Consider the following 26,353-nt stretch of genomic DNA (forward strand, 5'->3'; position numbering starts at 1 on the left):
TCCTTTTCGGAATTATTCATGAGCTATCTTGCGTTAGCGCGAAAATGGCGACCAACCAAATTCAAAGAAGTGGTTGGTCAAGCCCATGTTTTAACAGCATTAGAGAATGCCCTTAGCCAAAATAGGTTGCATCACGCATACCTGTTCAGCGGCACACGAGGTGTCGGTAAAACGACCATCGGCCGTTTATTTGCTAAGGGTCTCAACTGTGAAACAGGCATTACCTCAACCCCTTGTGGTGAGTGTGCAACCTGTAAAGAGATTGATGAAGGTCGTTTTGTTGATCTTCTTGAAATCGATGCTGCCTCTCGAACTAAGGTAGAAGATACCCGCGAGCTTCTGGACAATGTTCAGTACAAGCCAGCACGTGGTCGCTTCAAGGTTTACCTTATCGATGAAGTACACATGCTTTCTAGGCACAGTTTTAACGCGCTTCTAAAGACCTTAGAAGAGCCGCCTGAGTATGTGAAATTTTTGCTCGCAACGACCGATCCACAGAAGCTTCCAGTGACGATTCTATCGCGTTGTCTGCAGTTCCACCTTAAGCCGATCAGTGTTGATAATATTCACGAACAGCTTGACCACATTCTTGAACAAGAAAGTGTGGCGTCTGAGTCTCGTGCGCTTGGCATGATTGCTCATGCGGCTGACGGCAGTATGCGTGATGCTCTGAGTTTAACGGATCAAGCTATCGCATTAGGCAACGGCAATGTTGTGACAGACACTGTGGCTCATATGCTCGGTACGCTAGACACCGACCAAGCCATTCACTTGCTAGAAGCGATCAGCAGTAAGCAGCCGCAAGTAGCAATGGCTTGCATCGAAGGTCTTGCCGAGAATGGTGTGGAATGGGATGGTTTATTGAGTCAACTTGCGACCCAGTTACATCGCCTTGCAATGTTTCAAGCATTGCCATCAACCCTAGATAAAGCACAGCCTGATGCTGAACGGATAGAACTGCTTAGCAACGCATTGAGCCCACAAGATATCCAACTGTACTATCAGATTGTGTTGAAAGGACGTCAAGACCTACCGTTATCACCCACTGCGCGTGTTGGTATTGAGATGGTGGCTTTACGTATGTTGGCGTTTAGACCTGCAGAACAAGCAATGGCAACGGCAATATCGACTCAGTCGACGAGCACTGCGCCAGTGGCAGCTCCGGGAGAGCCTCAGAGGCAACAACAGGCTCAGCAGCAGGGTTCAGCACAGTATTCCGATTCGCAAGGTTACGCTGGCCATTCAGGCAGCCAAGGTTATCCTGAGCAGGATTACTCGCACAGTCAGTATGATGCACCACCGACTTATGACGAACGCCCTAGCTATGGTGCAGAGCAGCCTCAACAGCAAGCAAATTATCAGAATCAGAGGCCAGCTCAGCCACACAACGATGCTTCACCTGTTTCTTCTGCTCCGCAAGGACAATCAGAACGTCCTGCTTCGCCTGTAAGTGGTTTACGCCACCAACTGCGTTCTCAACGCAGGGGCAGCGCAGCACCAGAGAGCAAAGGTTCAGCGCCAAAAAAGACTAAAGCGACACCGGCTAAAACTTCAGTTCTTGACCGAGTTGCTCAGCAACACGGTGGCTCTGAGCGGGTGTCGCCAGCTTCTTTATCTACCTCTTCGACAGAAAAGGTAACCAATGATAATGAACCTTATCGCTGGAAACCGTCTAAACCTGTAGTGAAAGAGGTGAACAAAGAGCTTACCCCCACTCAGATCAAGCGCGCGTTGGAGCATGTTAAGACACCAGAAATGGTCGAAAAATTGCTTCAAGAGTCTATTTCTCAAGATCAATGGTCCGCCACGATTCAAAAGCTAGAGACAGCCAAGCTTGTTGAACAGTTAGCATTAAACTCAGTGTTTTCTAAAAATGGAACATCAATTACTCTAACGTTAAGAGCGAGTCAGGCTCACTTGAATACGGACCGTGCGCAGAGCGAACTATTACAGTCTCTCAATGCTGTACTCGGAGAAGAGTGTCATTTGAGCGTTGAAATCGGTGAGGGTGGAGAAACGCCTCTAGAACTACGAGAAAGATTGTATCAAGGCAAGTTGAAAGACGCGTTTACCAGTTTGGAAAACGATGCCAACGTACAGTTTATCGAAAAGCGTTTTGCTGCGGAGCTCGACAGAGACAGCGTTCGTCCTATCTAGAACACTATTCGTTTAGTGACCGGCATATCATCGCAGATAATCAAATCTGAGAACTGAACATCGAGGGGTTGAATCGCATTGTTTTAACCCCCATTTAGGCACGTATAGCTTAATTAATTTTAATAAACCAATTAGACCAGAGAGTATTAACATGTTTGGTAAAGGCGGTATGGGCAACATGATGAAGCAAGCCCAGCAAATGCAAGAGCGCATGCAAAAGCTTCAAGAAGAAATCGCAAATATGGAAGTTACAGGTGAGTCAGGTGCTGGCCTTGTAAAGGTAACGATCACTGGTAGTCACAGCGTTCGCCGTGTTGATATCGATGAAAGTTTAATGGAAGACGATAAAGAGATGCTTGAAGATCTTATCGCTGCTGCTTTCAACGATGCGGCTCGTCGTGTTGAAGAAACTCAAAAAGAGAAAATGGCTGGCGTAACTGGTGGAATGCAACTTCCACCAGGTATGAAGATGCCTTTCTAAGTAACTTATTCTTAAAGATTAATTCAAGTAATGGTTTGTTGTGAACGAACGGTTACCTGAAAATCAGAACGGTTAAATATGCGTACCAGTCACATGCTGGAGCATCTGATGGAGGCCTTACGTTGTCTACCTGGGGTTGGTCCCAAGTCGGCGCAGCGTATGGCCTTTCATTTGTTACAGCGCGATAGAAAAGGCGGCCTACAGTTGGCTGAAGCTCTTAGCCAAGCAATGACTGAAATTGGTCATTGTAATGAGTGCCGTACTTTTACCGAAGAAGATACTTGCCATATTTGTACTAATCCTAAACGTCAGGATAACGGTCAGATATGTGTAGTAGAAAGCCCTGCAGATATTGCAGCAATTGAAGCTACTGGCCAATATTCAGGTCGTTACTTTGTGTTGATGGGGCATCTTTCACCATTAGATGGTATTGGTCCAAGTGATATCGGTCTCGATGTTTTGGACTACCGCTTACGCCGTGGTGATATCTCTGAAGTAATCCTAGCGACGAACCCGACAGTTGAAGGGGAAGCAACAGCGCATTACATCGCAGAGCTGTGTAGTGCCCATGAAGTGAACGCAAGCCGTATTGCTCATGGTGTTCCCGTTGGTGGTGAGCTAGAGCTGGTGGATGGCACTACGCTTTCTCACTCCTTACTCGGTCGTCATAAGATCTAAAAAAGCCGCTTGGTGAATTATCACTAAGCGGCTTTTCTTTTACCTGCATAGGTAGAAGCGACGATTAAGACGACACTACCACCTAACACCACCCCAAATGTTCCGACCATTTCTAACGTATACCTATTCATAACCATTCTTATTAATCTGGAATAGTCTCAACAAGACGTTGAGATTTCGAAAATTTGTGAAATCTGGGGGGATATAAGAGCAAATACGCTTAGGTAATCGCTTCTAACTCGATAAGGTTATCGAGTGCTTCTTGGTCCGTCTTTCCACAAACACTAGGGCAGGCTTTGAACTGATGGCACACTTTAGGGCGTGAAGGTTGCCCGAATAACTTACATAGGTCTTGTTCATTTAATTGGATGCAGCGTACACCAGCAGGTTTGCCATTAGGCATTCCAGGAATAGCAGATGTAATACTCGGAGCGATACAACAAGCTCCACAACCTAAACGACATTCCATCAAATTAAACTCACTAAATAACAGGGGGCGCGATAGTAGCAAAAAATGATGAGAGTGACAGCTGTTGATTGAATCAAAGAATGAACAATTATTATCCTTGAACTTTTTATGGGCTAGCGGTATAACACGCACCCCAGTAAACAAGTATGAAGTAATCCTATGACGAACCCATTTTGGCAAGAAAAAACACTAGAGCAGATGACAGAGGATGAGTGGGAATCACTGTGTGACGGTTGTGGTAAGTGTTGCCTACATAAACTAATGGATGAAGATAGTGATGAAGTCTACTACACCAACGTGGCGTGTAGCTGGTTAAATGACAAAACATGTTCGTGTAAAGATTACCCGAACCGCTTCACGTCAGGTGAAGAGTGTTTGAAGCTGACTCGTGACAAGATCGATGAATTTCATTGGCTACCAGACACCTGTGCTTACCGTCTTCTATCAGAATCTAAGCCGATTCCCAAATGGCACCCATTGATCACGGGTTCTAAATCAGAGATGCATGCAGCAGGTGAAAGCGTTCGTAATCAAGTGGTATACGAAATTGATGTAGTTGATTGGGAAGACCACATATTGAACCACCCGAATCGCTAGTTATTCTAAAAACAGCCGCTCTTGAGCGGCTGTTTTGCTATTCGGTAGTACCAAAAAAAACCAACAACTAGAATCAAAAAACGCCCCGAAGGGCGCTTGCTTAAACGAGTAAAAAGTTCAGGCTAGTTTACTTGTTGTTTAATGTACTCACCCAGTTCTGAGTGGTGCATGATTTTCGAAACTGGCAGTATTTTCTCTGCTGGGCCCCAAGCAAAAACGTTCACTGGTGTGTGAGTGTGTGTGCCTGTACCCCAAACGATGTTTTGACCTGTTGCTTGTTCACGAGCAAGTAAATTGCCACGGTCGTTATAAGGGAAGAACGCATCAAAATCGTTGATAGCAGGCACTTCTTCTGCAGACAAGTATTTGTGCTGAGCCAATCGGTATGGGTTCGGCTTACTGGCTAATATGTTTTTCGCCTGTTCCGCTGTGATAGGGAACTCACTATTCTGGTTGACGATCTCAGCCAGCTTTTCAGGTGTTTGCTGCGCTTTATCCAGCTTCTGATATTCGCTGATCATGCCATAGTAGCTTTGTTTCTGATTATATAAACCATCTAGAATGTCGAATGCACCAAAGTTAAAGTTGGGTGCATAGTCGCGATCAGCGAAAGCTTCGCCAGAACGTTTCTGTGGTTTTGGTAGGTTGTCAGAAGAGTAGCTAAACCCGAAAGAACCCGTTTCGTGGTCTGCGGTCACTATCACGATCGTGTCTTCACGATCTTTTGCCCATTCATACACCGTTTGGATCGCTTCATCAAACTTGAGCAGTTCATGCAGCATAGTGCCGGCATCGTTACTATGGCCCGCCCAGTCGATTTGACCGCCTTCAACCATTAGGAAAAAGCCGTCTTCATCTTTGGATAAGACGTTGAGTGCTTTTTGTGTCATCTCTTTCAAGCTTGGCTGAGTACGGTCGCCACTTTTTTTCTTGTTGCTGTAAGCGATGCCGTCATCCATGCCTGAGTAGGCGAACAGGCCAAGTAGCTTATCGCCTTTAGCTTCTTCTAACATGCTACGGTTAAACGCCAGTTGGTAGCCGTCCTTTTCTGCTTCAGTTAGAAGGTTACGGTCGTCTTTACGTTTTGATTTTAGGTAAACATCGCCCTGAGTCAATTTCTCAAGTTGCTTGTAGGTTTCGCCTTTGTCATTGGTCGATTTTGGAATCCAGTGACGTAGCCCGCCTGAAAGCATTACATCAACGCCCGTTTCTAGCATGTCGTTAGCAATTTGGTTTTCGAGTGAACGGTGAGGTTGGTGAGCCGCAAAAGAAGCGGGTGTCGCGTGAGTTAAACGCGTGTCGGACACTAGGCCAGTTGCTTTGCCTGCTTTTTTGGCTTTCTCAAGTACCGTCTCGACATGATTGCCTTGCGAGTCAATGCCAATCACTTCTGAACCACTATAGATACCCGTTGCAAGCATGGTTGCAGAACAAGCGGAATCTACCACAATCGCATCTTCTGGGTGAGTCAGGGATGAACCAATGACCCCTTCTTGAGCTAATTGGTAAAGGGCGGTTTTATTCCCTTTATAAATGGAATTTGGCGCCTGGTTCGCGTAGGTTTCCAATAAGCCAACTTGCTGAGGTCCCATACCATCACCAATCATCAGAATGACGTTTTTGATTTCTGCTGAAAGTACGTTGAATGAGAGTGTTGAGGTTGCCACTGCGGCAATGATTGGTTTAATAATGTGCTTCATTAGTTGTCCCTTTTCATATAAGCCGGATGATTAGAACATCAAAACATGTCAAAGTCGTTTCACATTTGTTTCATAATTATAAATTTGAGTAATAACTCAAAGTTCTGAGAGAACATAAAAAAAGGCTCACATTTCGGTGAGCCTTTTGCTTACTTAGGAGTGTCCAAGTAAATGGACGACGTTATGGCTAATGTTAAGCAAGTGGTAGTTGCGTAACCACTTGATTGAATGCAATTCGAGCATTCTGAGCTTGCTCAGATAACTCGATCTTCTTAGCTTGTGCGGTACTTAGATTACTCTCGGCCTGCTCAAGTGCTTGTTGCAGATTCTCTGGTAATTCGTGAGTTTCCATTTGTGAACCTTGTTCTAACACATAAGCGCGAATTTCTTTCTTCACTGTAGCAAGTTCTTTGTATGCAATACGCTCCAGTTCAGCGGCATCTTGTGCTGCATCTCTTTCTTTCTCAAACTGAGCCAGTGCCATACCTTCTGCAGACCATGGATCCATGTCTGGCAACTCTTCGATGTTAATCGTTGGTTCGATGTACGCATCTTGGTGGCGCAGGTCGAGGTTAGTCGCACGAACTGCTGAGATCATCAGCATCACAGAAATAACAAGCAACGGTAAACCACCGACAATTGCCGCGGTTTGTAGTGTACTTAAACCACCCAAGAACATCAGAATCGTTGGTAAGAACGACAGAGTGAATGCCCAGAACATACGGTTCCAACGCATTGGTTCTTCAGTCACATTGTTTTGAACCACAGACGCAAGGATGTATGAGATAGAGTCAAACGTCGTTGCTGTAAAGATGATACAAAGCAGAGTGAATACCGCGATAACTAGAGTGCTCATCGGCAGTTGCGCTAGCATCGAGAAAATGGCCTTAGTTGCGCCTTCGGCATTCAGGATAGCAACCACATCGAGTTCACCGGAAAGTTGTAGTGATAATCCGTAGTTACCTAGGATCATGAAGAACAAGAAACACCCTAGTGAACCGAAGAAGATAGAACCTGACACCATTTGTTTGATGGTTCTGCCGCGAGAGATACGCGCAACAAACAGACCCATACTCGGTGCAAATACTAACCACCATGCCCAGTAAAAAATGGTCCAGTCTTGTGGGAAGTGGGTGTTTTCAAAGGTACCGTAACCTCCAAATGGTTCTGCCCATGTCGCCATCACGAAGAAGTTAGACAGTAGGCGACCAATTGAATCTAAACCAGTTTCAAGCATGAAGATGGTTGGACCCGCAATCAACACGAAAACCAGTAGACCCATCGCACCCCAGAAATTGATATTACTTAGAATCTTGATGCCTTTTTCTAATCCTGCATAAGATGAGTAAGCAAAAATCGCAGTACACACTAAAAGCACCATCACTTGCGTTAGGTTATTTTTAGGTAGACCAAATAGGTGGTTCAGACCTTCAGTAATAAGAGGGGCTGCTAAACCTAATGTTGTCGCCGCACCGCCAAGTAGGCCGAAAATGAATAGGATATCGACGATTTTTCCAGGTACGCCTTTACTGCGGTGCTCACCAAGAACAGGCATCAGCGCACTAGAGATCTTTAGAACGGGCTGTTTACGAACATAGAAAAAGTAAGCAATAGGAATTGCAGGGATTAGATAGATAGACCAAGCAATAGGTCCCCAGTGGAACAAACCGTAAGTTGCTGCCCAGCGAACCGCCTCTTCGCTGCCCGGCTCTAGTTGGAAAGGAGGTGATTGGTAGTAGTAAGCCCACTCAATACAGCCCCAGTACAGGATACTTGCACCGATACCACCACAAAATAGCATTGCAGCCCATGATGCTGTTTTGAATTCAGGCTCTTCATCAGCTTCTCCTAGTTTGATTTGTCCCATATCACTGAAGACAACGTAAACCATAAATGCGCAGGCAGCGAGACCTAAAGCAAGATAGAGAAATCCAAGCTGATCTGTCATGAATGTTTTTGCAACCGCAATCCAGTCTGCGCCCTGAGTCGGGAACAAAATGAGCGGGAAAACTATCGTGAGTAGGAGTGCAATTGCACCAAAGAAGGTTGGCTTATCAATAAGCTCAAAAGCGTTTTTCACGAGCATAATTCCATTAAAATGAGAGAGGAATTATGGAGTGAACTCATTTTTTAGGGCAAATCGAATCTATTGTCGTAACAACAAATAGATTTAATTCATGAGGGGAGGGCGTTAAACCAGAGCGAGAAGGATCCCACCAACGGTTGCCGCTGCGGACAGGTATTGCCCTGCAGAATAAGAACCATCGTCCTCTTCTTCAATCTTATCTGGGTGATCCATACCTAAAGCGCCATGAGCAAATGACTCAACCTTATCGGTAACGGTCGCGTTTTCAGCTTCGACCTTTTTGGCTTCTTTATCGATCTCTTTAAGGGCAGATAATAGGGCTTTGCCTTCATCAGAAAGCTTCACGGTATTTTGCTCAACCTTAAGAGGTGCAGGCTTTTCAGCTTCATTGCTTTTAGCTTGTGCGCTCATTTGCGAAGGTGAATACAGCTGAGTGTTACTCGTTCCTACTGGCGTCATATCGCTCTCCTTACCTATCCTTAAATATAGTATCGGCAGAGGTGTGAAAAACTTGTGCAATTAATCATCGATAGTGATGCTTTTTATTCGCACATTACATTTTCTTCTGCTTAATCAAAACCGCTTGGTAATTAAGCAATTCCTATGCCGATATTAATATTTAACTTAGAGCGCTATTGAACAAACTTTTAGCGTGCCAGACTTCTAGGTTACCAGGTTTCTCGCTTACCAGACTTCAACTTAAATAAAGCTTAAGGCTGGATTGAGAATGTATTTAGTCGCACTTGAGATCAGAACCGCGTTTAGATAGGTGCTTGTATGCCTTCATTCGGTTCTCTTTTTGAACAAAGCGAGCGGGAGGCGAAAGTACTTTTAGTTGGTAGTCGCTCGTATCCGCTGATAACTCTTCAATAGGGCTGATAACGACCACTTTCAAATCAGGGTTACGACGTAGAATCGATACTGCCGTCCCTAAACCACCCTCGGTGTGGAACTTGCCAGCCACATGAATTACTTGTTTATTCGGATTCGACGCTAGGTAATCCACAATCGACTCTGCCATGGTTTCGTCCCACGTTACCTGAGCGGCAAACTGCTTTTCTGTTTGCTCTGGGGTGCCGTGATGCATCGAAGCCATGAACTTTTCTTTGTAAGGGCTATCACCAGTATCCACTTCGGCAGCAATCCATTGGCGTTGCTCGGTCGATAACTGGTCTAGGTAAGACAATCCTTTACGGCCAATACACTGAACAAATGGCTTTGGTGCATTTGCCGCAATAACATCGACGTCGTTGGCTTTTGCGAACTCAACTAACGCGCGGTAATCACTTTCGTAATTTGGCCAAGCTGCCGCTTGAGACATGAGAGTTTGTTCACCAATTTTGCCGCTTAAGTATTGGTCGAGTGTGGTTTGGTGTTCTCGAGTGAACTGTTCCATTGAAAGCGCAATGTTTGATGTGGCGTTGCGGCGCGCTTTTAAGAAGTCGGTTTGAAAGCGATGGATTGCCGAGTGAGTGTGCCATTCACCAATAAGAACCACATCAGCGTCAATCAACTGCTCAGGTAAAGCATTGAGAGAAAGCGTTTCACCTTGTGGAGAAGCAAGCTGGTAATCATAGAATGTGGAAATGGTTTCCGTTTGCGTGTTAGCCACTTTTTGAGAAGTGCTGTTTGAAGGTTGATTAGCACAAGCCGTGAGCAGGGTAGCTAATCCGATAAGAATAATACGTTGCATGAAATGCCTCCTTGAAGAACACGCATACTAAAGGAGGCAAGATTAGATTTCAATGCAAACGATAATCAATATCAATTAAATGTGTTTGCGATACACTCTTAGCATAAAGTCTGCTTCACAGTTGAATTGCTCAGCTTCGGTGAGTTGTTGTTTAAATTCCTCAGTCGCTTTCCAAGCAAACGGCGTCATCTGTAGCAGGTCGAATGCATCTGATCCCGATAGTTCCATTACATAGTTTAGTTGCTCTTGGTGCTCAAGCGTAAAACCTTCGATCACTTCTGGATCTTCGTCATGCAAGCGAACACCATCATAAATCGCATCACGCAGTTGGTATAAGTGTCGACTGGCTGGTGTCACAGTGATCACGACGCCATTATCTTTGATGGTACGTTGCAGCTCTTCAGCCTTACATGGCGCGTAAATGCGCAGAATGCCATCTAAGCTGTTTTCAGCAAAGGGGAGACGATGACTAGAAGCAACAGAAAAGTCGACAGCAGGGTAGCGCTTAGCGGCGTATTTGATAGCAATCTTTGAAATATCTAGGCCAAAAATAGCGCTGTTTTTATTTTGAAGATTCAACGCGATTTCGTTGGTGTAATACCCTTCGCCACAGCCAATATCCAACAGGCTAGGATCAGAGTCTGGCAGGTAGCTTGAGCATAAGCCGATTACCGCTTGGCGCATTGGGTGGTAATGGTTGCCTTCCAGGAAGCGACGACGTGCCTGCATCATCTCTTTATTGTCACCTGGATCTTTTGAGCGTTTGTGGTGTGCTGGCATCAAATTGACATAGCCTTCTTTCGCTAGGTCGAACTGATGGTTCTTTTCACACTTAAACGTACGATCGTGTTGAGACAAAGGTTGGTGACACAAAGGGCATTGGTAAGTCATGACGCTCTCAGGGGCATAGAGTTGGGCGCAAATTCTACCAAAAAGGTCTGCATCAGGCTAAATAAAAAGACGAAAACATTCGCTCTTAGAGTGATGAGTTTAAGTACTATTTCAATCAAAATCATAGCATTAGGTTTAGATCACGTTTATCTGATTTTTTTATGGGTATCGTTCCCTCCTTCCTACTGTTTAATTAGAAGCTGATATGACAAAGAAAATCATCTTAGACACAGATCCGGGCATCGATGATGCAATGGCAATCCTATTTGCAGAAGCGCACCCGGATATTGACCTGATGGGCATCACCACGGTTTATGGTAATGCGACGATAGACAACGGTACTCGGAATGCTCTCTATTTGAAGCAGAGATTTGGTATGAACGCGCTCGTGGCTAAGGGGACGGATAAACCCTTAATCAGAGATCCCGTTGGAGCCACGGTTGTTGTGCATGGCGAGGAAGGTTTTGGTGATGTAAAAGCGCCAAGTTCGTTAGATGTCACAGCGATTGATAAGCCAGCTTATCAGTTCATTGTCGACAGTGTTAGAGCTGAACCGGGAGAGGTTACTCTTGTGGCGGTTGGCCCTCTTACTAACCTCGCACTCGCTCTGGAAGCCGACCCAGAAATTGTCGATTTGGTAAAAGAAGTGGTCGTTATGGGAGGCGCGTTCGGTGAAAATGACCATAGAGGTAATGTGACTCCATTTGCTGAAGCGAATATCCATGATGACCCTCATGCAGCCGACAAGGTATTTACTGCCTCATGGCCTGTTGTGATTATCGGTCTTGATGTTACTGAGGAGAGCTTTTTTACTCGCCAATACCTAGATGATTTGCGAGACGAAGCTGGGGAGGTTGGACAGTTCATCTGGGATGTCAGCCGTTACTACTTAAAGTTCTATTCCGAAAAAGTAGGCATGGAAGGGTGTCATGTTCACGATCCTTCAGCGATTGCTTATGTTATACAACCATCTCTGTTTACCTGTCGTAGTGGCTCGGTCAGAGTCGTGACTGATGGCCCAGCTGAAGGGATGACAATTCAGAAAGGTGACCAACGTAAATATATGAATGATGAGTGGAGCCCGTTCCCTGCTCAAAAAGTCGGAGTTAAAGTGGACGACAATACGTTACTGTCACTCTATCGAGAAACTTTAGTTCACTATTCACAGCAGTAGAGCTAATTGATAGCCATCATAGTATTGTCAATAAGTCGCTTAAAAAAGTAGCTGTAAAAAAGGCCGGATGAGCCGGCCTTTAAATATTCTTATTGAGTCGCTTACTGAGCGGCAATCACCGTAATCAGTTGGTGATTTTCGCCAGGCTGTAGCGTTTTTCCTGCTTCTAGGCTTGGTGCATGCAGTGTTGATTCTACGCACAGCATGGTTAGGTAACCGTCGTCTTGCATGTCGCCCATACTTGCAGCGCCTTCAGCCCAAGGGTTCCATAGTACGGCAGAGTTATGACCGTGGTTTTCAACTGTTAGCGTGCGATCCAGCTTCTTGTCAGCAACAAAGATTTGCGCTTCTGGTTGTGTGTAAACACGGTCAATCGTGTCGGTCAGTACCAGTTCAGATCCACCTTGGCAGATCTTGCCACCTTGTAGGCTATCGATGTACTCAGCGCCCATACCTGTTGTGGTTGTGGTGTGAATATCACCAACGTTTAGGTAAGTGTGCAAGGCACCAGAGAAAGTCCATGGCTGAGAATCAGTGTTTTTCACATCCAAAGTTACTTTTAGTTGGTCGCCAATCTCAACGTTCAATCGAGCATCGAATTGATGAGGCCATACTGCCAGCGTCGCTTCGTTAGGTTTCAGACCTAAGCTCACAATCACGCCAGCTTCGCTTTCACGATGCTCAACCAATTGCCACTCACTTGAACGAGCAAAGCCATGAGCAGGTGCTGCAATGCGACCAAACCAAGGCCAACATACCGGAATACCGCCACGTAGAGCCGTTTTTCCGTCGAATTTAGCTTGTTGGCTCATCCAAACCAGGTCTTCTTGACCTTGTGGCTGGAATGACACGACATGACCGCCAAACAACGAAATCGCAGCGTTTGCTTTATCGTGGATAACGCGAACCAGTTTTACACCTTCGTGTTCAACGATAGTGACGTTATCAGAAAGTACCGCTAGTGCAGGTAGAGTAGATAAATCCATTACATGATCCTTCTAAGGAAATTGAATTCAAATGCTGACTAGAGTGATGCTTGATTTTTCATGAGTAACAAGCAGAGTAAGTATTAGAATTGAATTTTGCGTTTGGGCTATCTTGATGAGTTTAGATAGATGCGGTTTAAAAGATAGCAGGTATTAAAAAGGCGACACTAAGGTCGCCTTTTTCAAAGTCTGCTCAAAGCAGTCTTCGCTAATGCTTATCTAAAGCGATTTCTAAAAAGAAATTACTTAGAGATGTGAGCGATTAGGTCTAGAACTTTGTTTGAGTAACCGATTTCGTTGTCGTACCAAGATACAACTTTAACGAATTTGTCAGTTAGAGCAACACCAGCTTTAGCATCGAATACTGAAGTTTGAGTTTCGCCGATGAAGTCTTGAGAAACAACTTGGTCTTCTGTGTAGCCTAGAACGCCAGCCATTTCGCCTTCAGAAGCTTCTTTCATTGCAGCACAAATTTCTTCGTAAGATGCAGCTTCTTTTAGGTTAACAGTTAGGTCAACTACAGATACGTTAGCAGTTGGTACACGGAAAGCCATACCAGTTAGAAGGCCGTTTAGTTCTGGAAGAACAACGCCTACAGCTTTAGCAGCACCAGTTGAAGATGGGATGATGTTTTGAGAAGCACCACGGCCACCGCGCCAGTCTTTAGCAGAAGGGCCATCTACAGTTTTTTGAGTTGCTGTAGTAGCGTGAACAGTAGTCATAAGACCAGACTCAATGCCCCACTTATCGTTAAGTACTTTAGCGATAGGTGCAAGACAGTTAGTCGTACAAGAAGCGTTAGAAACGATGTCTTGGCCAGCGTAAGATGCTTGGTTAACGCCCATTACGAACATTGGAGTTGCATCTTTAGAAGGACCAGTAAGAACAACTTTCTTAGCACCAGCAGTGATGTGCTTACGTGCAGTCTCGTCAGTTAGGAAAAGACCAGTTGCTTCAGCAACTACGTCAACGTCGATAGCATCCCACTTAAGATCTTCTGGGTTACGTTCAGCTGTAACACGTACAGTTTTACCGTTAACGATTAGGTTACCGCCTTCAACTTCAACAGTACCGTTGAAACGGCCGTGAGTTGAGTCGTACTTAAGCATGTATGCCATGTACTCTACGTCGATTAGATCGTTAATACCTACTACTTCGATGTCTGCACGCTCTTGAGCTGCGCGGAATACGAAACGGCCGATACGGCCAAAACCGTTAATACCTACTTTGATAGTCATTGTAGTTGCTCCACAACTTAATTTCTGATTAAAGATAACTGGTAGTAAAATTACAGAATCCAGTATACATCTGCAATAGATAATCCGACTTAACTTGTTTAAAGTCAAAAAAAAGCGCCGCTTTTCTTAACAATTGGGTGTAAGTGGTTGAAAATTGACCATTGCGAATGGCTCTGTACCCTTCCAGTTGGGTAAAATACCCCTAAATGATGATTCATTTATGAGTGTATATGTACAATGTTTTCTAGTGAGAAAGTATGTGCTACAAAATGACTTACATGCAAGCCTTTATAGAAAAAAGTAAATATAATAAATGAGAATGTGGAGATATATTAACGTGATTCAAAAGGAAGAAAACATGATAAAGCCTGATGAATACTGGCGCGAGCGCCTATCAGACGACGAGTTTGCAGTGTGTCGTCAACGTGGTACTGAAGCCCCATATAGCGGTAAGTTACTACACAACCAAGAGACGGGGATCTATAGTTGTACATGCTGCGAAAGCCCTTTGTTTCTGTCGGATAACAAATACGACTCTGGGTGCGGTTGGCCTAGTTTTGATGCCCCTGTGACGGATGAAGCCGTACGCTATATAGAAGATCTAAGTCACGGAATGAAACGTGTAGAGATCCGTTGTACTGCTTGTGATAGCCATTTAGGTCACGTTTTCCCTGATGGTCCGAAGACAACCGGTGAGCGATTTTGTGTTAATTCGGTGTCGTTAATTTTCAACAAAAATGACAAAAATACGAAATAACTTGTCACTATTGTTTAATCCTTACAGATCGCATTTGTCGATTAAGGAACCTTGAACGACTCATATTACAGAGTTAACTCTAGTACAAATAAAAACAGCTACCATCATGGTAGCTGTTTTTATTTTTAATATGTGGGAACGGCAAGCTCAATAATTTGGGATTACGGAAGAGCTGTACACTCCATCTTCAATGGCTTCGACAATTTTATCAGCGTCTTTGTTTAACTGTTTGTATTTTGGCTTGGCGAAACGATAAAGAACAGCCAACTCCGCTTCAGATGCTATCGGTACATTAAATTCTTTAGCTACCATTGCCCACACGTACGCTTTTTCCATGTGACCTAGGCTGTGGTTGATGCTGGCCATAGACTTGAAGATTTCAGTATTAACGATTGAACCATTAGATAATGTCAGGGCATTATTGAGCAATTTTAACGTTTTAGCATGATCTCTCGTGGTATAGAAAGTCGCTAAGGCATACTGCATTTCTGCGGTATTTAAGGCTTCTTTTCCTTCTAACTGTAAGAAACTGCGCCTTGCACTGATGTCGCCAGTTTGTGACCACAAAAAGTAGAGTGTTTCAGGCGTGTCTGATTGAGCGAGTTCTTCAACAATGCGTTCAGACTCTTCAATGCTGTGCATTAAAGAAGTAAAGCGGCGTTCTTGAAGTTTGGATTGGTCAATCGTCTCGATCTGTGCGGCAAGCTCTAGGCATTTCTTATAGGCAGTGACCAGTTTAAATTCTTTAATCTTATTGGTTTCGGTTGGTTGTTTTTGGACTTCAAATCGATGCCATATAAGGTCGGTACGCGCAACGCGACATTGACCGTCATTCATGTTCAATTGCTCACACTGTAACGCCGGGTTGCTTTGGCACAACTGATCGGTATTTTTGTTCCCTTCAAGACACCCAACTAAAGTGAGAGGCAATATGCCAACCGCCAACCATTTCATAATTTTCATATTCCTTCACTTGTGATCAAATACACTTATTTTCGGTCAGGTTCTTGACTCAATTCTGTTACGGGTTATTTTCTGGTGAAAATTGTTAAAACTAAGGCTTTTACCATGGATGCAGAACAACTTCTTAGCGCAATGACTCCCGAAGTCTACGAACGTTTAACTTACGCTGTTGAAACGGGTAAATGGCCAGAAGGTACGGTGCTCTCAAAAGAACAGCGCGATTCGTGTATGCAAGCGGTTATGTTATACCAATCTAAACATAACTCTGAAGCTCAACATATGACAATTGCAGCTGGCGGTGAGATGAGTTTTAAATCTAAGTCTGAACTAAAGAAACAGTTTAAATCAGACCAAGAAGATATTGTTAGGGTTAACCCAAATCATTAATCTTAAATTACAACAAAGGGGTGGCACTGTGCCATCCCTTTTATTGTTAAGTTGTTTATTTGTAAGCAATAAAACGACTTAGTTCACGTTAAAATCTTTTGATTATCGTGAAGAGACAGGATTCACATCAAGGTCTTGGATCAACGAACAGTTAACAATCTTATAAGTTCATCTCACCACGTAACACTTGTTGCATCTGAATCTTCACTTCTTCGTAGCTCAAGTTTTGGCTTAGTAGATAGTGTAACTTCGCTAGTGCCGCTTCTGGGGTCATATCGTAACCACTGATTACACCTGCTTCCGCCAAGGCACAGCCTGTTGCGTACCCCCCCATGTTGACTTTACCCGCCAAGCATTGAGTTAAGTTCACCACAATGACACCTCGCTCTGAGGCCTCTTTTAAGTGTTGAAGAAGTTCGGGGTTTTGTGGGGCGTTGCCTACACCAAAAGTAAGCAGAATCATTGCGTTAACAGGCTGTAGTAACGTGTTACGGATCACTTCGTGTGAGATGCCTGGGTACATAGTGATGACGCCGATAGGTTGCGGAGTAATGTTATGAACCTTGAAATCACCTTCCGGTTGTTCGTTTACCTTTACGTTATTGCTAAGTTGGATGTTGATACCCGCTTCTAGCAATGGGGTCAGGTTTGGGGAGGTAAACGCATTGAAGCCATCAGCGTGTGATTTGGTGCTGCGGTTGCCACGCATCAATTTGTTGTTGAAGAACAGTGTCACTTCGTTGATAGGGTAGTTCGCCGCGATGTGCAGTGCGTTCAGTAGGTTGGCTTGTCCATCTGAACGTAGTTCTGCGAGTGGAATCTGAGATCCCGTTACAATCACAGGCTTGCCTAGGTTTTCTAACATGAACGACAGCGCAGATGCGGTGTAAGCCATAGTGTCTGTGCCATGCAGGATAACGAAACCATCGTATTTATCGTAGTTCGCCCGGATATCATCAGCGATAGTCTGCCAATCAAGCGGCGTCATATCTGAAGAGTCCATTAACGGAGAGTATTCATGAATGGTGTACTCAGGCATCTCTGGGCGATGGAATTCAGGCATGCCAGCTAGCTGCTTGTCCATGAAACCTGCGACTGGGACATAACCGTGATCAACAGATTTCTGCATGCCAATAGTGCCGCCAGTGTACGCGATATAGATGTGTTTTCTTTCCATAGCGATTAATACTTAGTGTGATATAGGGAACAGGGAGGCGATTATAGCGAATTGTCATGCAATAAAAAGAGGCACCTAACACAGAGGCGCCTCTTGGTTATTGGTTTAGCTTATTGAACTTGGCAGTTTAAGCAAAAAGCATAACGGCCTTGTGGGTCGTTAAAGTTGCCTAACAGTTGGCTATCTTGAGCTAGCTGCTGAGTAACTGGCTGTAAACTGCTTGGTATCATGGATTGAATATCAAGACCAATCGACATCTGAACTTGATTCATGAATTCTTGAATAAATTGTTCAGTTGCTGAAAGAGGCTCTTCTACCCAGTAAATGTTGTAGGCTTCTAACTCGGCAAGCGAAGCTGCCGCTGCAATCGCATCATCAAAATCACCAATTTCATCGACTAGGCCTCTCTGCATCGCATCTTGACCTGTCCATACTCGACCTTGAGCGATCTCGTCGACGGAACCAATGTCCATGCCGCGATTTTCTCCAACCAGGCTGATAAAACGGCGGTAACCATTTTCAATGCCCATTTGGAAAGCGTCTTTAGCACCATCACTTAGTCCTGTCGTAATACCCAGATCGGAGAAGGGTGATGTACCAACGCCATCAGTGTAAACACCAATGTCATTTAGTCCTTTTTCGAAGGTCGTGATAACGCTGAAGATGCCAATCGAGCCCGTTAGTGTGGTTGGTTGAGCTAAGATTTTGTCCGCGCTCATAGAGATCCAATAACCACCAGAAGCGGCGAGGCTAGACATAGAGACGACAACAGGTTTGCCTGCTTGTTTGATTGCTTCTATTTCATTACGTATTACTTCTGAAGCAAATGCGCTGCCACCGGGGCTGTCTACTCGAAGTACGACGGCTTTCACTTTGTCGTCGTTACGAGCTTGGCGAAGTAGTGCGGCAGTCGTGTCCCCACCAACCGTACCACGTGGTTGCTTACCATCCATAATGGCACCACTGGCAACAATTACAGCAACATCATGCGATTCACTTGTTAGGTCTGGAAGCATCGTTGCACGGTATTCGTAGTAGCCAAGCGCGTTGTAGCTGTCTTGACCGTCGCTGCCAAACACATCTGCAAGTTTGAGTCGTACTTGCTGGCGAGTCGCTAGCTCATCAATTAAGCCAAGCTTTTCTGCCAGTTTTGCGATATCACCGTCTACTGACTCAAGGTCTTCCAAGAATGATTCCATGCTTGGGTTTAGAGTTTTAGCATCTATTTGGCGATTGTTGGTCACGTCATCGACGTACGCACCCCATAGTTGGCCTAACCAACGTGATGCTGACTCTTTGGAAGCATCTGACATGTCATCACGAATAAAAGGTTCGATTGCAGACTTGTAAGTGCCTACTCGGAACACATGGGTGTTCACGTCTAGCTTTTCTAATAAGGTTTTGTAATAAAGTGAGTAAGCGCTGTAGCCTTTAAGAAGGACACCACCATCTGGCGACAAGAATACTTTAGTCGCGTAGCTCGCTAGGTAGTATTGGCTCTGGTTGTAAAAGTCACCTACCGCATAAATCGGCTTACCAGCTGCTTTGAACTCGTTCAGTGCCTTAGCAATGTAACGAAGCTTGGTTAGATTGGTTTCTGGTAGCTCTTTAAGCGCTAATACAATGCCCGTTACGTTTTCATCGTCTTTGGCGTAGCGAATCGTTTCAACAATATCAAACAGTACGTTTTCTTTCGGAAAGTCTTTACCAAGCAATGACCCTGTTACGGAGTCCATCGGGTTGATATAACGGCTTTGTTCTACAATTGGACCCGATAGGTTAAGTACTAAAGCCGATTGTTGTGGAACGACCGGCTTAGTCGTAGTCGAGTGGAAGTATACAAAGTAAATGATGGCGATACTGAGTAAAAAGATGATGTTAACAAGCGCAAGACGTACAAACGTAATGAGCTTCCAAATCCCTTTAAAAATCATACCGATAAATTTGAATATTTTTTTCATTCTTTCTCCACGGTGAGATAACGTTGCCTGAACAAGCCGTAAACCATTAATCTCATAATATTAAGCTGCTTAGTATCCTACGATAATTCCCAAGCTCAAACTACACCAAGAATAGTTTATCGATATATATTCTCATTAAGTATAGGGTCTATTGACCTTTAGAGTTGGCTTTTGAAGCATGAAAATTCAAAGCACTATGATCGGTGTTACAAAAATGTAAACGGTTGTTTGAACTTTTGATGATTGAACTATAGTGTGGTCAGACCACAAGGATAAAATAATAGAAGTGATGTCTGCCATGTACCCACATTTACTTGAACCACTCGATCTTGGATTTACTCAGTTACGTAACCGTGTATTGATGGGATCAATGCACACAGGTTTAGAAGAAAATAAAGAAGGCCTACACAAACTCGCCGCGTTTTATGAAGAGCGAGCAAAAGGAGGCGTTGGTCTTATTGTTACCGGTGGTTTCTCTCCTAATTTACGTGGCAGATTAACCCCATTCAGTGCTGAATTCAGTAAAGTAAAGCACGCCAAAGCGCACCAAGTTGTTACCGAAGCTGTCCACAAGCACGGCGGTAAAATTGCGCTTCAATTGTTGCATGCAGGTCGTTATGCGATGCACCCATTCGCGCAAAGTGCTTCTGGCATTAAAGCGCCTATCGCTAAGTTCGCTCCAAGTGAGATGAGCCCTCGCCAAATCAAAAAGACCATTGGTGCCTTTGCCAACAGTGCCGAGCTCGCTCAAGTCGCTGGTTACGACGGCATTGAAATCATGGGCTCTGAAGGTTACTTAATTAACCAATTCATCTGTAAGCGTACCAACATGCGTTACGACGAATGGGGCGGTTCTTATGAGAAGCGTATGCGTTTCCCACTGGAGATCGTTAAATCGATTCGCGAAGCAGTGGGTGATGACTTTATTATTATTTTCCGACTGTCGATGCTGGATTTGGTTGAGCAAGGCAGCACCTTTGAAGATGTTGTTCTACTGGCTCAAAAGCTAGAAGAAGCTGGCGTTACCATTATCAATACCGGTATCGGTTGGCACGAAGCGCGCATTCCGACCATCGCGACACAAGTACCACGCGGTGCGTTCTCTTGGGTAACCGAGAAAGTAAAACCGCATGTTTCTATCCCAGTGATTACTTGTAACCGTATCAATACACCAGAAGAAGCCGAACGTATTCTCAGCTCTGGACAGGCTGATATGGTGTCTATGGCGCGTCCTTTCTTGGCGGACCCTGATTTCGTTAATAAAGCCGCTCAAGACCAAGCTCAGTTCATCAATACCTGTATCGGTTGTAACCAAGCTTGTCTTGATAACGTATTCAAAGGCAAACGAGCGAGTTGTTTGGTTAACCCTAGAGCCTGTTACGAAACGGAAATGGTTGTTCAGCCTGCGGAAGCGACTAAAACCATTGCGGTTGTGGGCGCAGGCCCGGCAGGCTTGGCTTGTGCAACGACGTTGGCACAGCGTGGGCACAAGGTTGACTTGATTGAGAAAAATGACCGCATTGGCGGCCAGTTTAGATTGGCAATGCAGATCCCAGGTAAAGAGGAGTTCAGAGAAACCATTCGTTACTTTGCCAACCAAATCGATGCGTCAGGCGTCAATTTAAAACTGGATACCGAAGCGACGTTCGAGATGTTGTTGAAGTACGATGAAGTTGTTATGGCGGCAGGTGTCGAACCAAGAAAGCTCGATATTGAAGGCATTGATCAAGAAAACGTGGTTGATTACCAAACCTTGATTCGTGATAAGACACCAGTAGGAAAAAAGGTCGCAATTGTTGGTGCTGGTGGTATCGGTATTGATGTGGCAACTATGCTGACAGAGCCGACTTCACATAGCTTGGATGACTGGCTGCATGAGTGGGGCATCGATAAGAACATGGAACACCCAGGCGGGCTTTATCCTTACCCTGATTCGTTCAGCGATAAAACGGTGTGGGTAATGCAGCGTAAAGAAGGTCGTGTTGGTAAAGGCCCGGGTAAAACGACGGGCTGGATTCACAAACGTACGCTAGAAAAACGAGGTGTGAACCTACTTGGCGGCGTGAGCTACAATAAAATTGATGACCAAGGTCTGCATATCAGCGTTGGTAAAAAAGACCAAGTGTTGGATGCCGATTCCGTTGTTGTGTGTGCAGGCCAAGTGTCGGTTCGACCATTTGAAGGTATGTGGCAAGAGTTTGGTGGCAAACTGCACGTGATAGGCGGTGCCGATTATGCCGGAGAGCTGGATGCCGTACGTGCGATTCGTCAAGGTGTTGAGCTAGCTATTAAGTTATAGAATCAGCTATCAAACGGTAATTTTATCGGTAGATATTGTTACTTAATTTACTGAGCTAGATTTTGAACAAGGCTCCTAAGTCATAGATTTAGGAGCCTTTATTGTTTCTAATCTAGGTTAAAGAGACAGTCGTTGAGATTTATTATCGTTTGTATTCTGTGCTAAAGTTCAACTATACAAACAATAAAAATTAGTAAGGACTTCAAATGGATGCTTTGGATCTATTGCTCAACAGACGCTCAATCGCAAAACTCTCTGATCCGGCACCTGAAGGTGTCGCGTTAGAAAACATCATCAAAGCGGGCTTACGTGCACCAGATCATGGCGCACTAACACCTTGGCGCTTTGTTATCGCGCAAGGGTCAGGGCTACAGAAACTTTCTGATATCTTGGTTCGTGCTGCTGAAGCGGATGAAAGCGAAGAAGCTGTGATCGAGAAAGTTAAGAAAGCGCCGTTCCGAGCTCCAATGGTGATCACCGTGATTGCTAAAGTGACTGAGCACGAGAAAGTGCCCGCGATCGAACAACACCTTTCTGCTGGCTGTGCTGCGCAAGCAATGCAAATGGCAGCCGTCGCTCAAGGCTTCCAAGGTTTTTGGCGTTCAGGTAAGTGGATGTTCCATCCAGAAGTTCACCAAGCATTTGGCCTAGAAGGCGATGACGAAATTGTTGGTTTCTTATATTTGGGTACTCCGGGCTGTACGCCAATGAAAGTGTCAGAGCGTGAATTCTCAAAGTTCGTCGAGTTCTTATAAAGAACGTGGAAGCTGAATAGTGGAATGCTAACTGTATAAACAACCAGTTTCCCTTGATTTCTAGGGGCCACATTAGATAATGTGGCCCTAATTGTTTGTAGTATCTGGAAAAACATGTCTCGCCTTATTATTGCTGAAAAACCAAGCCTAGGCCGCGCGATCGCCGCCGCTCTACCGAATCCACAGAAGAAAGACCAAGGGTTTATCAAATGTGGTAATGGGGATGTGGTGACTTGGTGTATTGGACACTTATTGGAGCAGGTTGAGCCGGATGCTTATGACGACCGCTATAAAAAATGGAACTTGGCCGATCTTCCTATCATGCCAGAGCAGTGGCAATTAAGACCGCGTAAGACTTCAAGCAAACAGCTTACGGTGATCCGAAAGCTATTGAAGGACGCGACACAAATTGTTCACGCTGGCGACCCGGATAGAGAAGGGCAGCTGCTGGTTGATGAAGTGATTGACTACTGCAAGGTGTCCAAGGCCAAGAAAGAGTCAATGGACAGGCTGCTGATTAGTGACTTGAACTTGCCAGCGGTAAAGCGAGCGCTCTCTCAAATGCGCAGCAACCGTGATTTTATTCCACTGTCTATTTCGGCTTTAGCACGCTCTAGAGCTGATTGGTTGTATGGAATGAACATGACTCGCGCCTATACCTTGCTTGGCCAAAAGGCGGGCTACCAAGGCGTACTGTCGGTAGGACGAGTGCAGACTCCAGTACTTGGCTTGGTGGTGAGACGTGATGAAGAAATCGAAAACTTCATTCCAAAAGATTATTTCACTTTGCATGCGCTGATCCCTTATCAAAACAATGGGCAGAGCTTTGATATTAGAGCGCGTTGGAAACCAAGCGAAGCATGTAAACCATGGCAAGATGAAGAAGGCCGAGTACTCAATCGAAAGTTGGCTGAAAATGTGGCTAACCGAATTGCGAATCAGCCTGCGACAGTGACAGAATCAGAGCAAAAGCAAAGTAAACAAGCGGCGCCATTGCCTTATTCGTTGTCTGCGTTGCAGATTGATGCGTCTAAACGTTTTGGCATGAGTGCTCAGCAGGTGTTAGACACTTGTCAGTCTTTGTACGAAAAACACAAGCTCATCACTTACCCGCGTTCTGATAGCCGCTATCTCCCTAAAGAGCACTATTCTCAGCGAGAGTCGATCGTGGATGCTATCGCTAACAATGCGAAAGAGCTGCAAAGTGGGGCTCAAGGCGCGGACCTTTCTCTTAAATCCAAAGCATGGAACGACAGCAAGGTCGATGCTCACCACGCGATTATTCCTACTCCAAAGAAATCATCGGTGAATGGTTTGTCTGCCAATGAGATGAAAATCTATCAACAGATCGCTCGCCAGTATCTAATGCAATTCTACCCACCTGCTATTTTTGCCGATGCCAAGTTAGTCTTTGATATTGCTGGTGGCGTGTTCATCGCGAAAGGGCGTCAGCTTATCAACCCGGGTTGGAAAGTGTTGATGGGTAAAACCGACACCGAAGAGAAAGGTGATGGTACTGATACGGTTCCACCGCTCGATAAAGGGACTGTGTTGACCTGTCGTGAAGGTGTGATTGGCGATAAGAAAACCGAACCGCCAAAGCACTTCACCGAAGCGACCTTGCTACAAGCAATGACTGGTATCGCGCGCTTTGTCGCAAACAAAGACCTCAAAGCCATCTTGAAAGAGACCGATGGCCTTGGTACTGAAGCAACCCGTGCAGGCATTCTAGATACCCTTTTCAAAAGGCAACTGCTAACGCGACAAGGCAAAAATATTCACAGTAGCCCTGCAGGCAGAGGTTTAATTCATGCCTTACCTGAGGATTCTACCTTCCCAGACATGACGGCACACTGGGAGCACCAGTTGCAAGGTATGGCAGAACGAAATCAAGCATACCAACCTTTTATGCAAGCGCTGGAAAGCAAGATAGATGGGCTGATGGGTAAAGTAAAAACGGGAGAAGTTCCTGAATCACTCCGCCACCTTCCTAAAGTCGAAAGACCAGCGTTTAAACGTCGTAAAGGAGGTGGTGCGAAGAAGTCTTATGCCAAGAACGGTTCGTATGCTAAGAATGGCTCGTATGCTAAGAAAAGTACTTCCGCTAAAAAGGGCACTAAGAGCTAGTACTTATCGGTAGAGGGATTAACGTCCAACCTTGCGTCCGCAGCGCTTAAACAACTGCTGCCAGTAATCCACATGGCGGCGCGTTGAGGCGCGAAAGGCTTGGTGCGTATCTCGGATAGGAAAGTAGTAGCTGTGAAGTTCTGGCTGAGCATCAAACATAACAAGCTGCGATGCTAACTGCTGATAATAGCCATCCAGTTGCGCCATGTAAGGCTGAACTTTATCAATATACTGTTGTTCGAACACATTGTTGAGATAACGAAACTTAGTGGTGTCTCGTTGTTTTCCGCAGATGATATTGGCATCAAAAGTTGTGAGTTGTTTGGTGATGGTATCGAGCTCAACTGAAGCACGAGCGAGTGAGTAATACAAATCTCCAAGCGTAGAACTCTTCTCCAGTACTTCTTGCACTTCAATGGTTTTGCCCGAAACGAGCGACGTGTTTAACGCCTGATTGATATGTTTTAGGGCGTCACTTGTCTGTCTCACTTGATCGCCAATATCAGCACGTAACCACTGACTCCCCCGCATTTGCGACTGCATAGCATCACTGGCGTAGATGAGATTCCATTGATGTAGCGGAAACTGTACGAGTTTCTGTTGTTCAATTTCTCTTAATAATTCCACGATCTCTGGGTCTAACTCGTTATTAGCTAAACATTGACCAATACCCTCGAGTAGATCGACTTGATAATCGTAATTGCGGAACTCATCCGCGACTTTTCCGAGAACTGAATTCCTCTTGGCAATCAGATTAAATAACCCACACTGACGAAGCTGGTAGCTGTTGATGAGCCCGATAGAGAGCGAAGGTACATCCAATAACAGCTCTCGCTTTCTCGGTAAGCTTTCGAGTTCCCAGTTCTCTTTGATCTCATCGGCGTCTTGTACTCTGGCTATTTTAGTTTGATAGTCGTCGAACAAGTCTCCAGGGCCTTCCCCAAAACACCCACCGAGCACCATGGTTAACAGAACCAGTGGTGAACGCCGCAGTAAATTTGAAAGAAGGCGAGGATTCATGGGGAGCCTACCAATCTATATCGGTGCCATCGAAATTGAAGAAGTGACCACTTACTTCGGTATTGGCAGATTCGATGACTTTGATAAGGCCAGATGTCGAAGTGTCTGTATCGATTAGAGCATTTGGCCCACCCATTTCGGTCTGTACCCAACCTGGATGCAGTGCTAACACAGTAAAGCCACCATCGGTTAGGTCGTTGCTTAAACTCTTCACAACGGAGTTGAGAGCCGCTTTAGAGGAGCGATAGATGTAGCCGCCGCCGGAGGTGTTCTCTGTCATGCTGCCCACTCGAGAAGACAAGCAAGCGACCTTTTTCAGGTCACTGTTTTCTAAAACAGGTAATAGCGTTTCGACAAGCTTCAATGGTGCAATCGTGTTGACTTCAAAAACACGTCGCCACTCTTCAACATCGGTATTACCCAGTCCGTAACCCTTTGGCCCATAGTAGCCAGCATTGTTAATCAAGATATCAATCGACGGAATTTGAGAAGGAAGCTGGCTCACCGCTTGGTAATCGGTTATTTCTAACTGAATGCAGGTTAGGTTACTGTTGTGGTCTGCGAGTGAGAGCAGTTCTTTTGCTGAAGAGGCGTCACGGTAAGTTGCGTACACCTTGTGATTACCTTTCAAGTATTGTTGAGTCAAACTTAAGCCAATGCCGCGGTTCGCTCCAGTAATAAAAATAACGCTCATGGTGATTCCTTTTCAGTTCAATTAGTTAAGTTTGATGGCTTAACACGAGAAAATCAACGGTCC

23 protein-coding genes are annotated in these 26,353 nt (G+C 45.0%); 10 read left to right on the plus strand and 13 right to left on the minus strand.

The features are described from left to right. Positions 1 to 18 precede the first annotated feature (18 nt). From dnaX to recR, 3 genes are all read left to right on the plus strand, one after another. On the plus strand, positions 19 to 2,157 hold the full coding sequence (gene dnaX / locus OCU50_RS04180) for a DNA polymerase III subunit gamma/tau (protein WP_060467297.1): 2,139 nt from the start codon (positions 19 to 21) through the stop codon (positions 2,155 to 2,157). Positions 2,158 to 2,308: 151 nt separating this feature from the next. Next, positions 2,309 to 2,638 (plus strand): YbaB/EbfC family nucleoid-associated protein, encoded by a 330-nt coding sequence (locus OCU50_RS04185; RefSeq protein ID WP_009848672.1) that lies wholly within the window; start codon positions 2,309 to 2,311, stop codon positions 2,636 to 2,638. 78 nt (positions 2,639 to 2,716) lie between these two features. After that, positions 2,717 to 3,316: a recombination mediator RecR gene (recR, locus tag OCU50_RS04190; RefSeq protein WP_029626987.1), complete on the plus strand. Its 600-nt coding sequence runs from the start codon at positions 2,717 to 2,719 to the stop codon at positions 3,314 to 3,316. Between the two features lie 220 nt (positions 3,317 to 3,536). On the opposite strand, the gene OCU50_RS04195 is transcribed toward recR, so the two are convergent. After that, complete coding sequence (locus tag OCU50_RS04195; protein ID WP_017056459.1) at positions 3,537 to 3,785, minus strand: YkgJ family cysteine cluster protein; 249 nt, start codon at positions 3,783 to 3,785, stop codon at positions 3,537 to 3,539. Positions 3,786 to 3,944: 159 nt separating this feature from the next. Here OCU50_RS04195 and OCU50_RS04200 point away from each other — a divergent pair, with 159 nt between their 5' ends. After that, the gene (locus OCU50_RS04200; RefSeq protein ID WP_060467298.1) at positions 3,945 to 4,382 is read left to right on the plus strand and encodes a YcgN family cysteine cluster protein; all 438 of its coding nucleotides are present in this window, start codon (positions 3,945 to 3,947) and stop codon (positions 4,380 to 4,382) included. 122 nt (positions 4,383 to 4,504) lie between these two features. Here the strand turns inward: OCU50_RS04200 and OCU50_RS04205 are convergent, their stop codons facing one another. The 5 genes from OCU50_RS04205 to rlmA form a co-directional block, all read right to left on the minus strand. Then, positions 4,505 to 6,082: an alkaline phosphatase gene (locus OCU50_RS04205; RefSeq protein WP_060467299.1), complete on the minus strand. Its 1,578-nt coding sequence runs from the start codon at positions 6,080 to 6,082 to the stop codon at positions 4,505 to 4,507. A gap of 193 nt (positions 6,083 to 6,275) precedes the next feature. Next, positions 6,276 to 8,162: a BCCT family transporter gene (locus OCU50_RS04210; RefSeq protein WP_060467327.1), complete on the minus strand. Its 1,887-nt coding sequence runs from the start codon at positions 8,160 to 8,162 to the stop codon at positions 6,276 to 6,278. Between the two features lie 111 nt (positions 8,163 to 8,273). Then, positions 8,274 to 8,627: a hypothetical protein gene (locus OCU50_RS04215; protein ID WP_046222669.1), complete on the minus strand. Its 354-nt coding sequence runs from the start codon at positions 8,625 to 8,627 to the stop codon at positions 8,274 to 8,276. A gap of 274 nt (positions 8,628 to 8,901) precedes the next feature. Further along, the gene (locus OCU50_RS04220) at positions 8,902 to 9,861 is read right to left on the minus strand and encodes a ChaN family lipoprotein (protein ID WP_060467300.1); all 960 of its coding nucleotides are present in this window, start codon (positions 9,859 to 9,861) and stop codon (positions 8,902 to 8,904) included. Between the two features lie 75 nt (positions 9,862 to 9,936). Beyond that, the gene (gene rlmA / locus OCU50_RS04225; protein ID WP_060467301.1) at positions 9,937 to 10,752 is read right to left on the minus strand and encodes a 23S rRNA (guanine(745)-N(1))-methyltransferase; all 816 of its coding nucleotides are present in this window, start codon (positions 10,750 to 10,752) and stop codon (positions 9,937 to 9,939) included. Between the two features lie 205 nt (positions 10,753 to 10,957). Here rlmA and OCU50_RS04230 point away from each other — a divergent pair, with 205 nt between their 5' ends. Further along, complete coding sequence (locus OCU50_RS04230) at positions 10,958 to 11,926, plus strand: nucleoside hydrolase (RefSeq protein ID WP_060467302.1); 969 nt, start codon at positions 10,958 to 10,960, stop codon at positions 11,924 to 11,926. Between the two features lie 101 nt (positions 11,927 to 12,027). Here OCU50_RS04230 and OCU50_RS04235 read toward each other — a convergent pair whose 3' ends face one another. Both OCU50_RS04235 and gap read right to left on the minus strand, forming a co-directional pair. Continuing rightward, on the minus strand, positions 12,028 to 12,912 hold the full coding sequence (locus OCU50_RS04235) for a D-hexose-6-phosphate mutarotase (RefSeq protein ID WP_060467303.1): 885 nt from the start codon (positions 12,910 to 12,912) through the stop codon (positions 12,028 to 12,030). Between the two features lie 242 nt (positions 12,913 to 13,154). After that, positions 13,155 to 14,150 carry a type I glyceraldehyde-3-phosphate dehydrogenase gene (gene gap, locus OCU50_RS04240; RefSeq protein WP_017056468.1) on the minus strand — a complete coding sequence of 332 codons (996 nt, stop codon included), beginning with the start codon at positions 14,148 to 14,150 and terminating at the stop codon, positions 13,155 to 13,157. 319 nt (positions 14,151 to 14,469) lie between these two features. Between gap and msrB the strand changes: the two genes are divergently transcribed. After that, positions 14,470 to 14,907 carry a peptide-methionine (R)-S-oxide reductase MsrB gene (gene msrB / locus OCU50_RS04245; protein ID WP_082710317.1) on the plus strand — a complete coding sequence of 146 codons (438 nt, stop codon included), beginning with the start codon at positions 14,470 to 14,472 and terminating at the stop codon, positions 14,905 to 14,907. A gap of 147 nt (positions 14,908 to 15,054) precedes the next feature. Here msrB and OCU50_RS04250 read toward each other — a convergent pair whose 3' ends face one another. Further along, positions 15,055 to 15,861 carry a DUF2989 domain-containing protein gene (locus OCU50_RS04250; RefSeq protein WP_017056470.1) on the minus strand — a complete coding sequence of 269 codons (807 nt, stop codon included), beginning with the start codon at positions 15,859 to 15,861 and terminating at the stop codon, positions 15,055 to 15,057. A gap of 114 nt (positions 15,862 to 15,975) precedes the next feature. Here OCU50_RS04250 and OCU50_RS04255 point away from each other — a divergent pair, with 114 nt between their 5' ends. Then, on the plus strand, positions 15,976 to 16,257 hold the full coding sequence (locus OCU50_RS04255) for a YeaC family protein (protein ID WP_017056471.1): 282 nt from the start codon (positions 15,976 to 15,978) through the stop codon (positions 16,255 to 16,257). 160 nt (positions 16,258 to 16,417) lie between these two features. Here OCU50_RS04255 and ansA read toward each other — a convergent pair whose 3' ends face one another. After that, entirely contained in the window at positions 16,418 to 17,434 is a 1,017-nt protein-coding gene (gene ansA, locus OCU50_RS04260; RefSeq protein WP_060467305.1) for an asparaginase, read from the minus strand. Between the two features lie 110 nt (positions 17,435 to 17,544). Continuing rightward, positions 17,545 to 19,395, minus strand: a complete 1,851-nt coding sequence (sppA, locus tag OCU50_RS04265) for a signal peptide peptidase SppA (protein ID WP_060467306.1) — start codon at positions 19,393 to 19,395, stop codon at positions 17,545 to 17,547. 289 nt (positions 19,396 to 19,684) lie between these two features. Between sppA and OCU50_RS04270 the strand changes: the two genes are divergently transcribed. The 3 genes from OCU50_RS04270 to OCU50_RS04280 all read left to right on the plus strand — a co-directional run bounded on the left by OCU50_RS04270 (position 19,685) and on the right by OCU50_RS04280 (position 24,576). Beyond that, the gene (locus tag OCU50_RS04270; RefSeq protein ID WP_060467307.1) at positions 19,685 to 21,694 is read left to right on the plus strand and encodes an NADPH-dependent 2,4-dienoyl-CoA reductase; all 2,010 of its coding nucleotides are present in this window, start codon (positions 19,685 to 19,687) and stop codon (positions 21,692 to 21,694) included. A gap of 206 nt (positions 21,695 to 21,900) precedes the next feature. Then, entirely contained in the window at positions 21,901 to 22,449 is a 549-nt protein-coding gene (locus tag OCU50_RS04275) for an NAD(P)H nitroreductase (protein WP_060467308.1), read from the plus strand. Between the two features lie 114 nt (positions 22,450 to 22,563). Beyond that, a complete protein-coding gene (locus OCU50_RS04280) occupies positions 22,564 to 24,576 on the plus strand; it encodes a DNA topoisomerase III (protein WP_060467309.1) in 2,013 nt (670 codons plus the stop codon). Positions 24,577 to 24,594: 18 nt separating this feature from the next. Here OCU50_RS04280 and OCU50_RS04285 read toward each other — a convergent pair whose 3' ends face one another. Further along, positions 24,595 to 25,596, minus strand: a complete 1,002-nt coding sequence (locus tag OCU50_RS04285; RefSeq protein WP_060467310.1) for a DUF3080 domain-containing protein — start codon at positions 25,594 to 25,596, stop codon at positions 24,595 to 24,597. 7 nt (positions 25,597 to 25,603) lie between these two features. Further along, the gene (locus OCU50_RS04290; RefSeq protein ID WP_060467311.1) at positions 25,604 to 26,290 is read right to left on the minus strand and encodes an SDR family oxidoreductase; all 687 of its coding nucleotides are present in this window, start codon (positions 26,288 to 26,290) and stop codon (positions 25,604 to 25,606) included. Between the last annotated feature and the right edge of the window lie 63 nt (positions 26,291 to 26,353).

It is taken from the genome of Vibrio toranzoniae, from assembly GCF_024347655.1.
GTDB lineage: Bacteria > Pseudomonadota > Gammaproteobacteria > Enterobacterales > Vibrionaceae > Vibrio > Vibrio toranzoniae.

Excerpts from the sequence above, each read along its gene's own strand:
- OCU50_RS04285 (WP_060467310.1), bottom strand. The coding sequence starts at position 25,596 with ATGAATCCTCGCCTTCTTTCAAATTTACTGCGGCGTTCACCACTGGTT.
- gap (WP_017056468.1), bottom strand. The coding sequence starts at position 14,150 with ATGACTATCAAAGTAGGTATTAACGGTTTTGGCCGTATCGGCCGTTTC.
- OCU50_RS04250 (WP_017056470.1), bottom strand. The coding sequence starts at position 15,861 with ATGAAATGGTTGGCGGTTGGCATATTGCCTCTCACTTTAGTTGGGTGT.
- rlmA (WP_060467301.1), bottom strand. The coding sequence starts at position 10,752 with ATGACTTACCAATGCCCTTTGTGTCACCAACCTTTGTCTCAACACGAT.
- OCU50_RS04220 (WP_060467300.1), bottom strand. The coding sequence starts at position 9,861 with ATGCAACGTATTATTCTTATCGGATTAGCTACCCTGCTCACGGCTTGT.
- recR (WP_029626987.1), top strand. The coding sequence starts at position 2,717 with ATGCGTACCAGTCACATGCTGGAGCATCTGATGGAGGCCTTACGTTGT.
- OCU50_RS04205 (WP_060467299.1), bottom strand. The coding sequence starts at position 6,082 with ATGAAGCACATTATTAAACCAATCATTGCCGCAGTGGCAACCTCAACA.
- OCU50_RS04290 (WP_060467311.1), bottom strand. The coding sequence starts at position 26,290 with ATGAGCGTTATTTTTATTACTGGAGCGAACCGCGGCATTGGCTTAAGT.
- ansA (WP_060467305.1), bottom strand. The coding sequence starts at position 17,434 with ATGGAAAGAAAACACATCTATATCGCGTACACTGGCGGCACTATTGGC.
- OCU50_RS04235 (WP_060467303.1), bottom strand. The coding sequence starts at position 12,912 with ATGGATTTATCTACTCTACCTGCACTAGCGGTACTTTCTGATAACGTC.
- sppA (WP_060467306.1), bottom strand. The coding sequence starts at position 19,395 with ATGAAAAAAATATTCAAATTTATCGGTATGATTTTTAAAGGGATTTGG.
- OCU50_RS04215 (WP_046222669.1), bottom strand. The coding sequence starts at position 8,627 with ATGACGCCAGTAGGAACGAGTAACACTCAGCTGTATTCACCTTCGCAA.
- OCU50_RS04255 (WP_017056471.1), top strand. The coding sequence starts at position 15,976 with ATGGATGCAGAACAACTTCTTAGCGCAATGACTCCCGAAGTCTACGAA.
- OCU50_RS04195 (WP_017056459.1), bottom strand. The coding sequence starts at position 3,785 with ATGGAATGTCGTTTAGGTTGTGGAGCTTGTTGTATCGCTCCGAGTATT.
- OCU50_RS04185 (WP_009848672.1), top strand. The coding sequence starts at position 2,309 with ATGTTTGGTAAAGGCGGTATGGGCAACATGATGAAGCAAGCCCAGCAA.
- dnaX (WP_060467297.1), top strand. The coding sequence starts at position 19 with ATGAGCTATCTTGCGTTAGCGCGAAAATGGCGACCAACCAAATTCAAA.
- msrB (WP_082710317.1), top strand. The coding sequence starts at position 14,470 with ATGTGGAGATATATTAACGTGATTCAAAAGGAAGAAAACATGATAAAG.
- OCU50_RS04230 (WP_060467302.1), top strand. The coding sequence starts at position 10,958 with ATGACAAAGAAAATCATCTTAGACACAGATCCGGGCATCGATGATGCA.
- OCU50_RS04270 (WP_060467307.1), top strand. The coding sequence starts at position 19,685 with ATGTCTGCCATGTACCCACATTTACTTGAACCACTCGATCTTGGATTT.
- OCU50_RS04280 (WP_060467309.1), top strand. The coding sequence starts at position 22,564 with ATGTCTCGCCTTATTATTGCTGAAAAACCAAGCCTAGGCCGCGCGATC.
- OCU50_RS04200 (WP_060467298.1), top strand. The coding sequence starts at position 3,945 with ATGACGAACCCATTTTGGCAAGAAAAAACACTAGAGCAGATGACAGAG.
- OCU50_RS04275 (WP_060467308.1), top strand. The coding sequence starts at position 21,901 with ATGGATGCTTTGGATCTATTGCTCAACAGACGCTCAATCGCAAAACTC.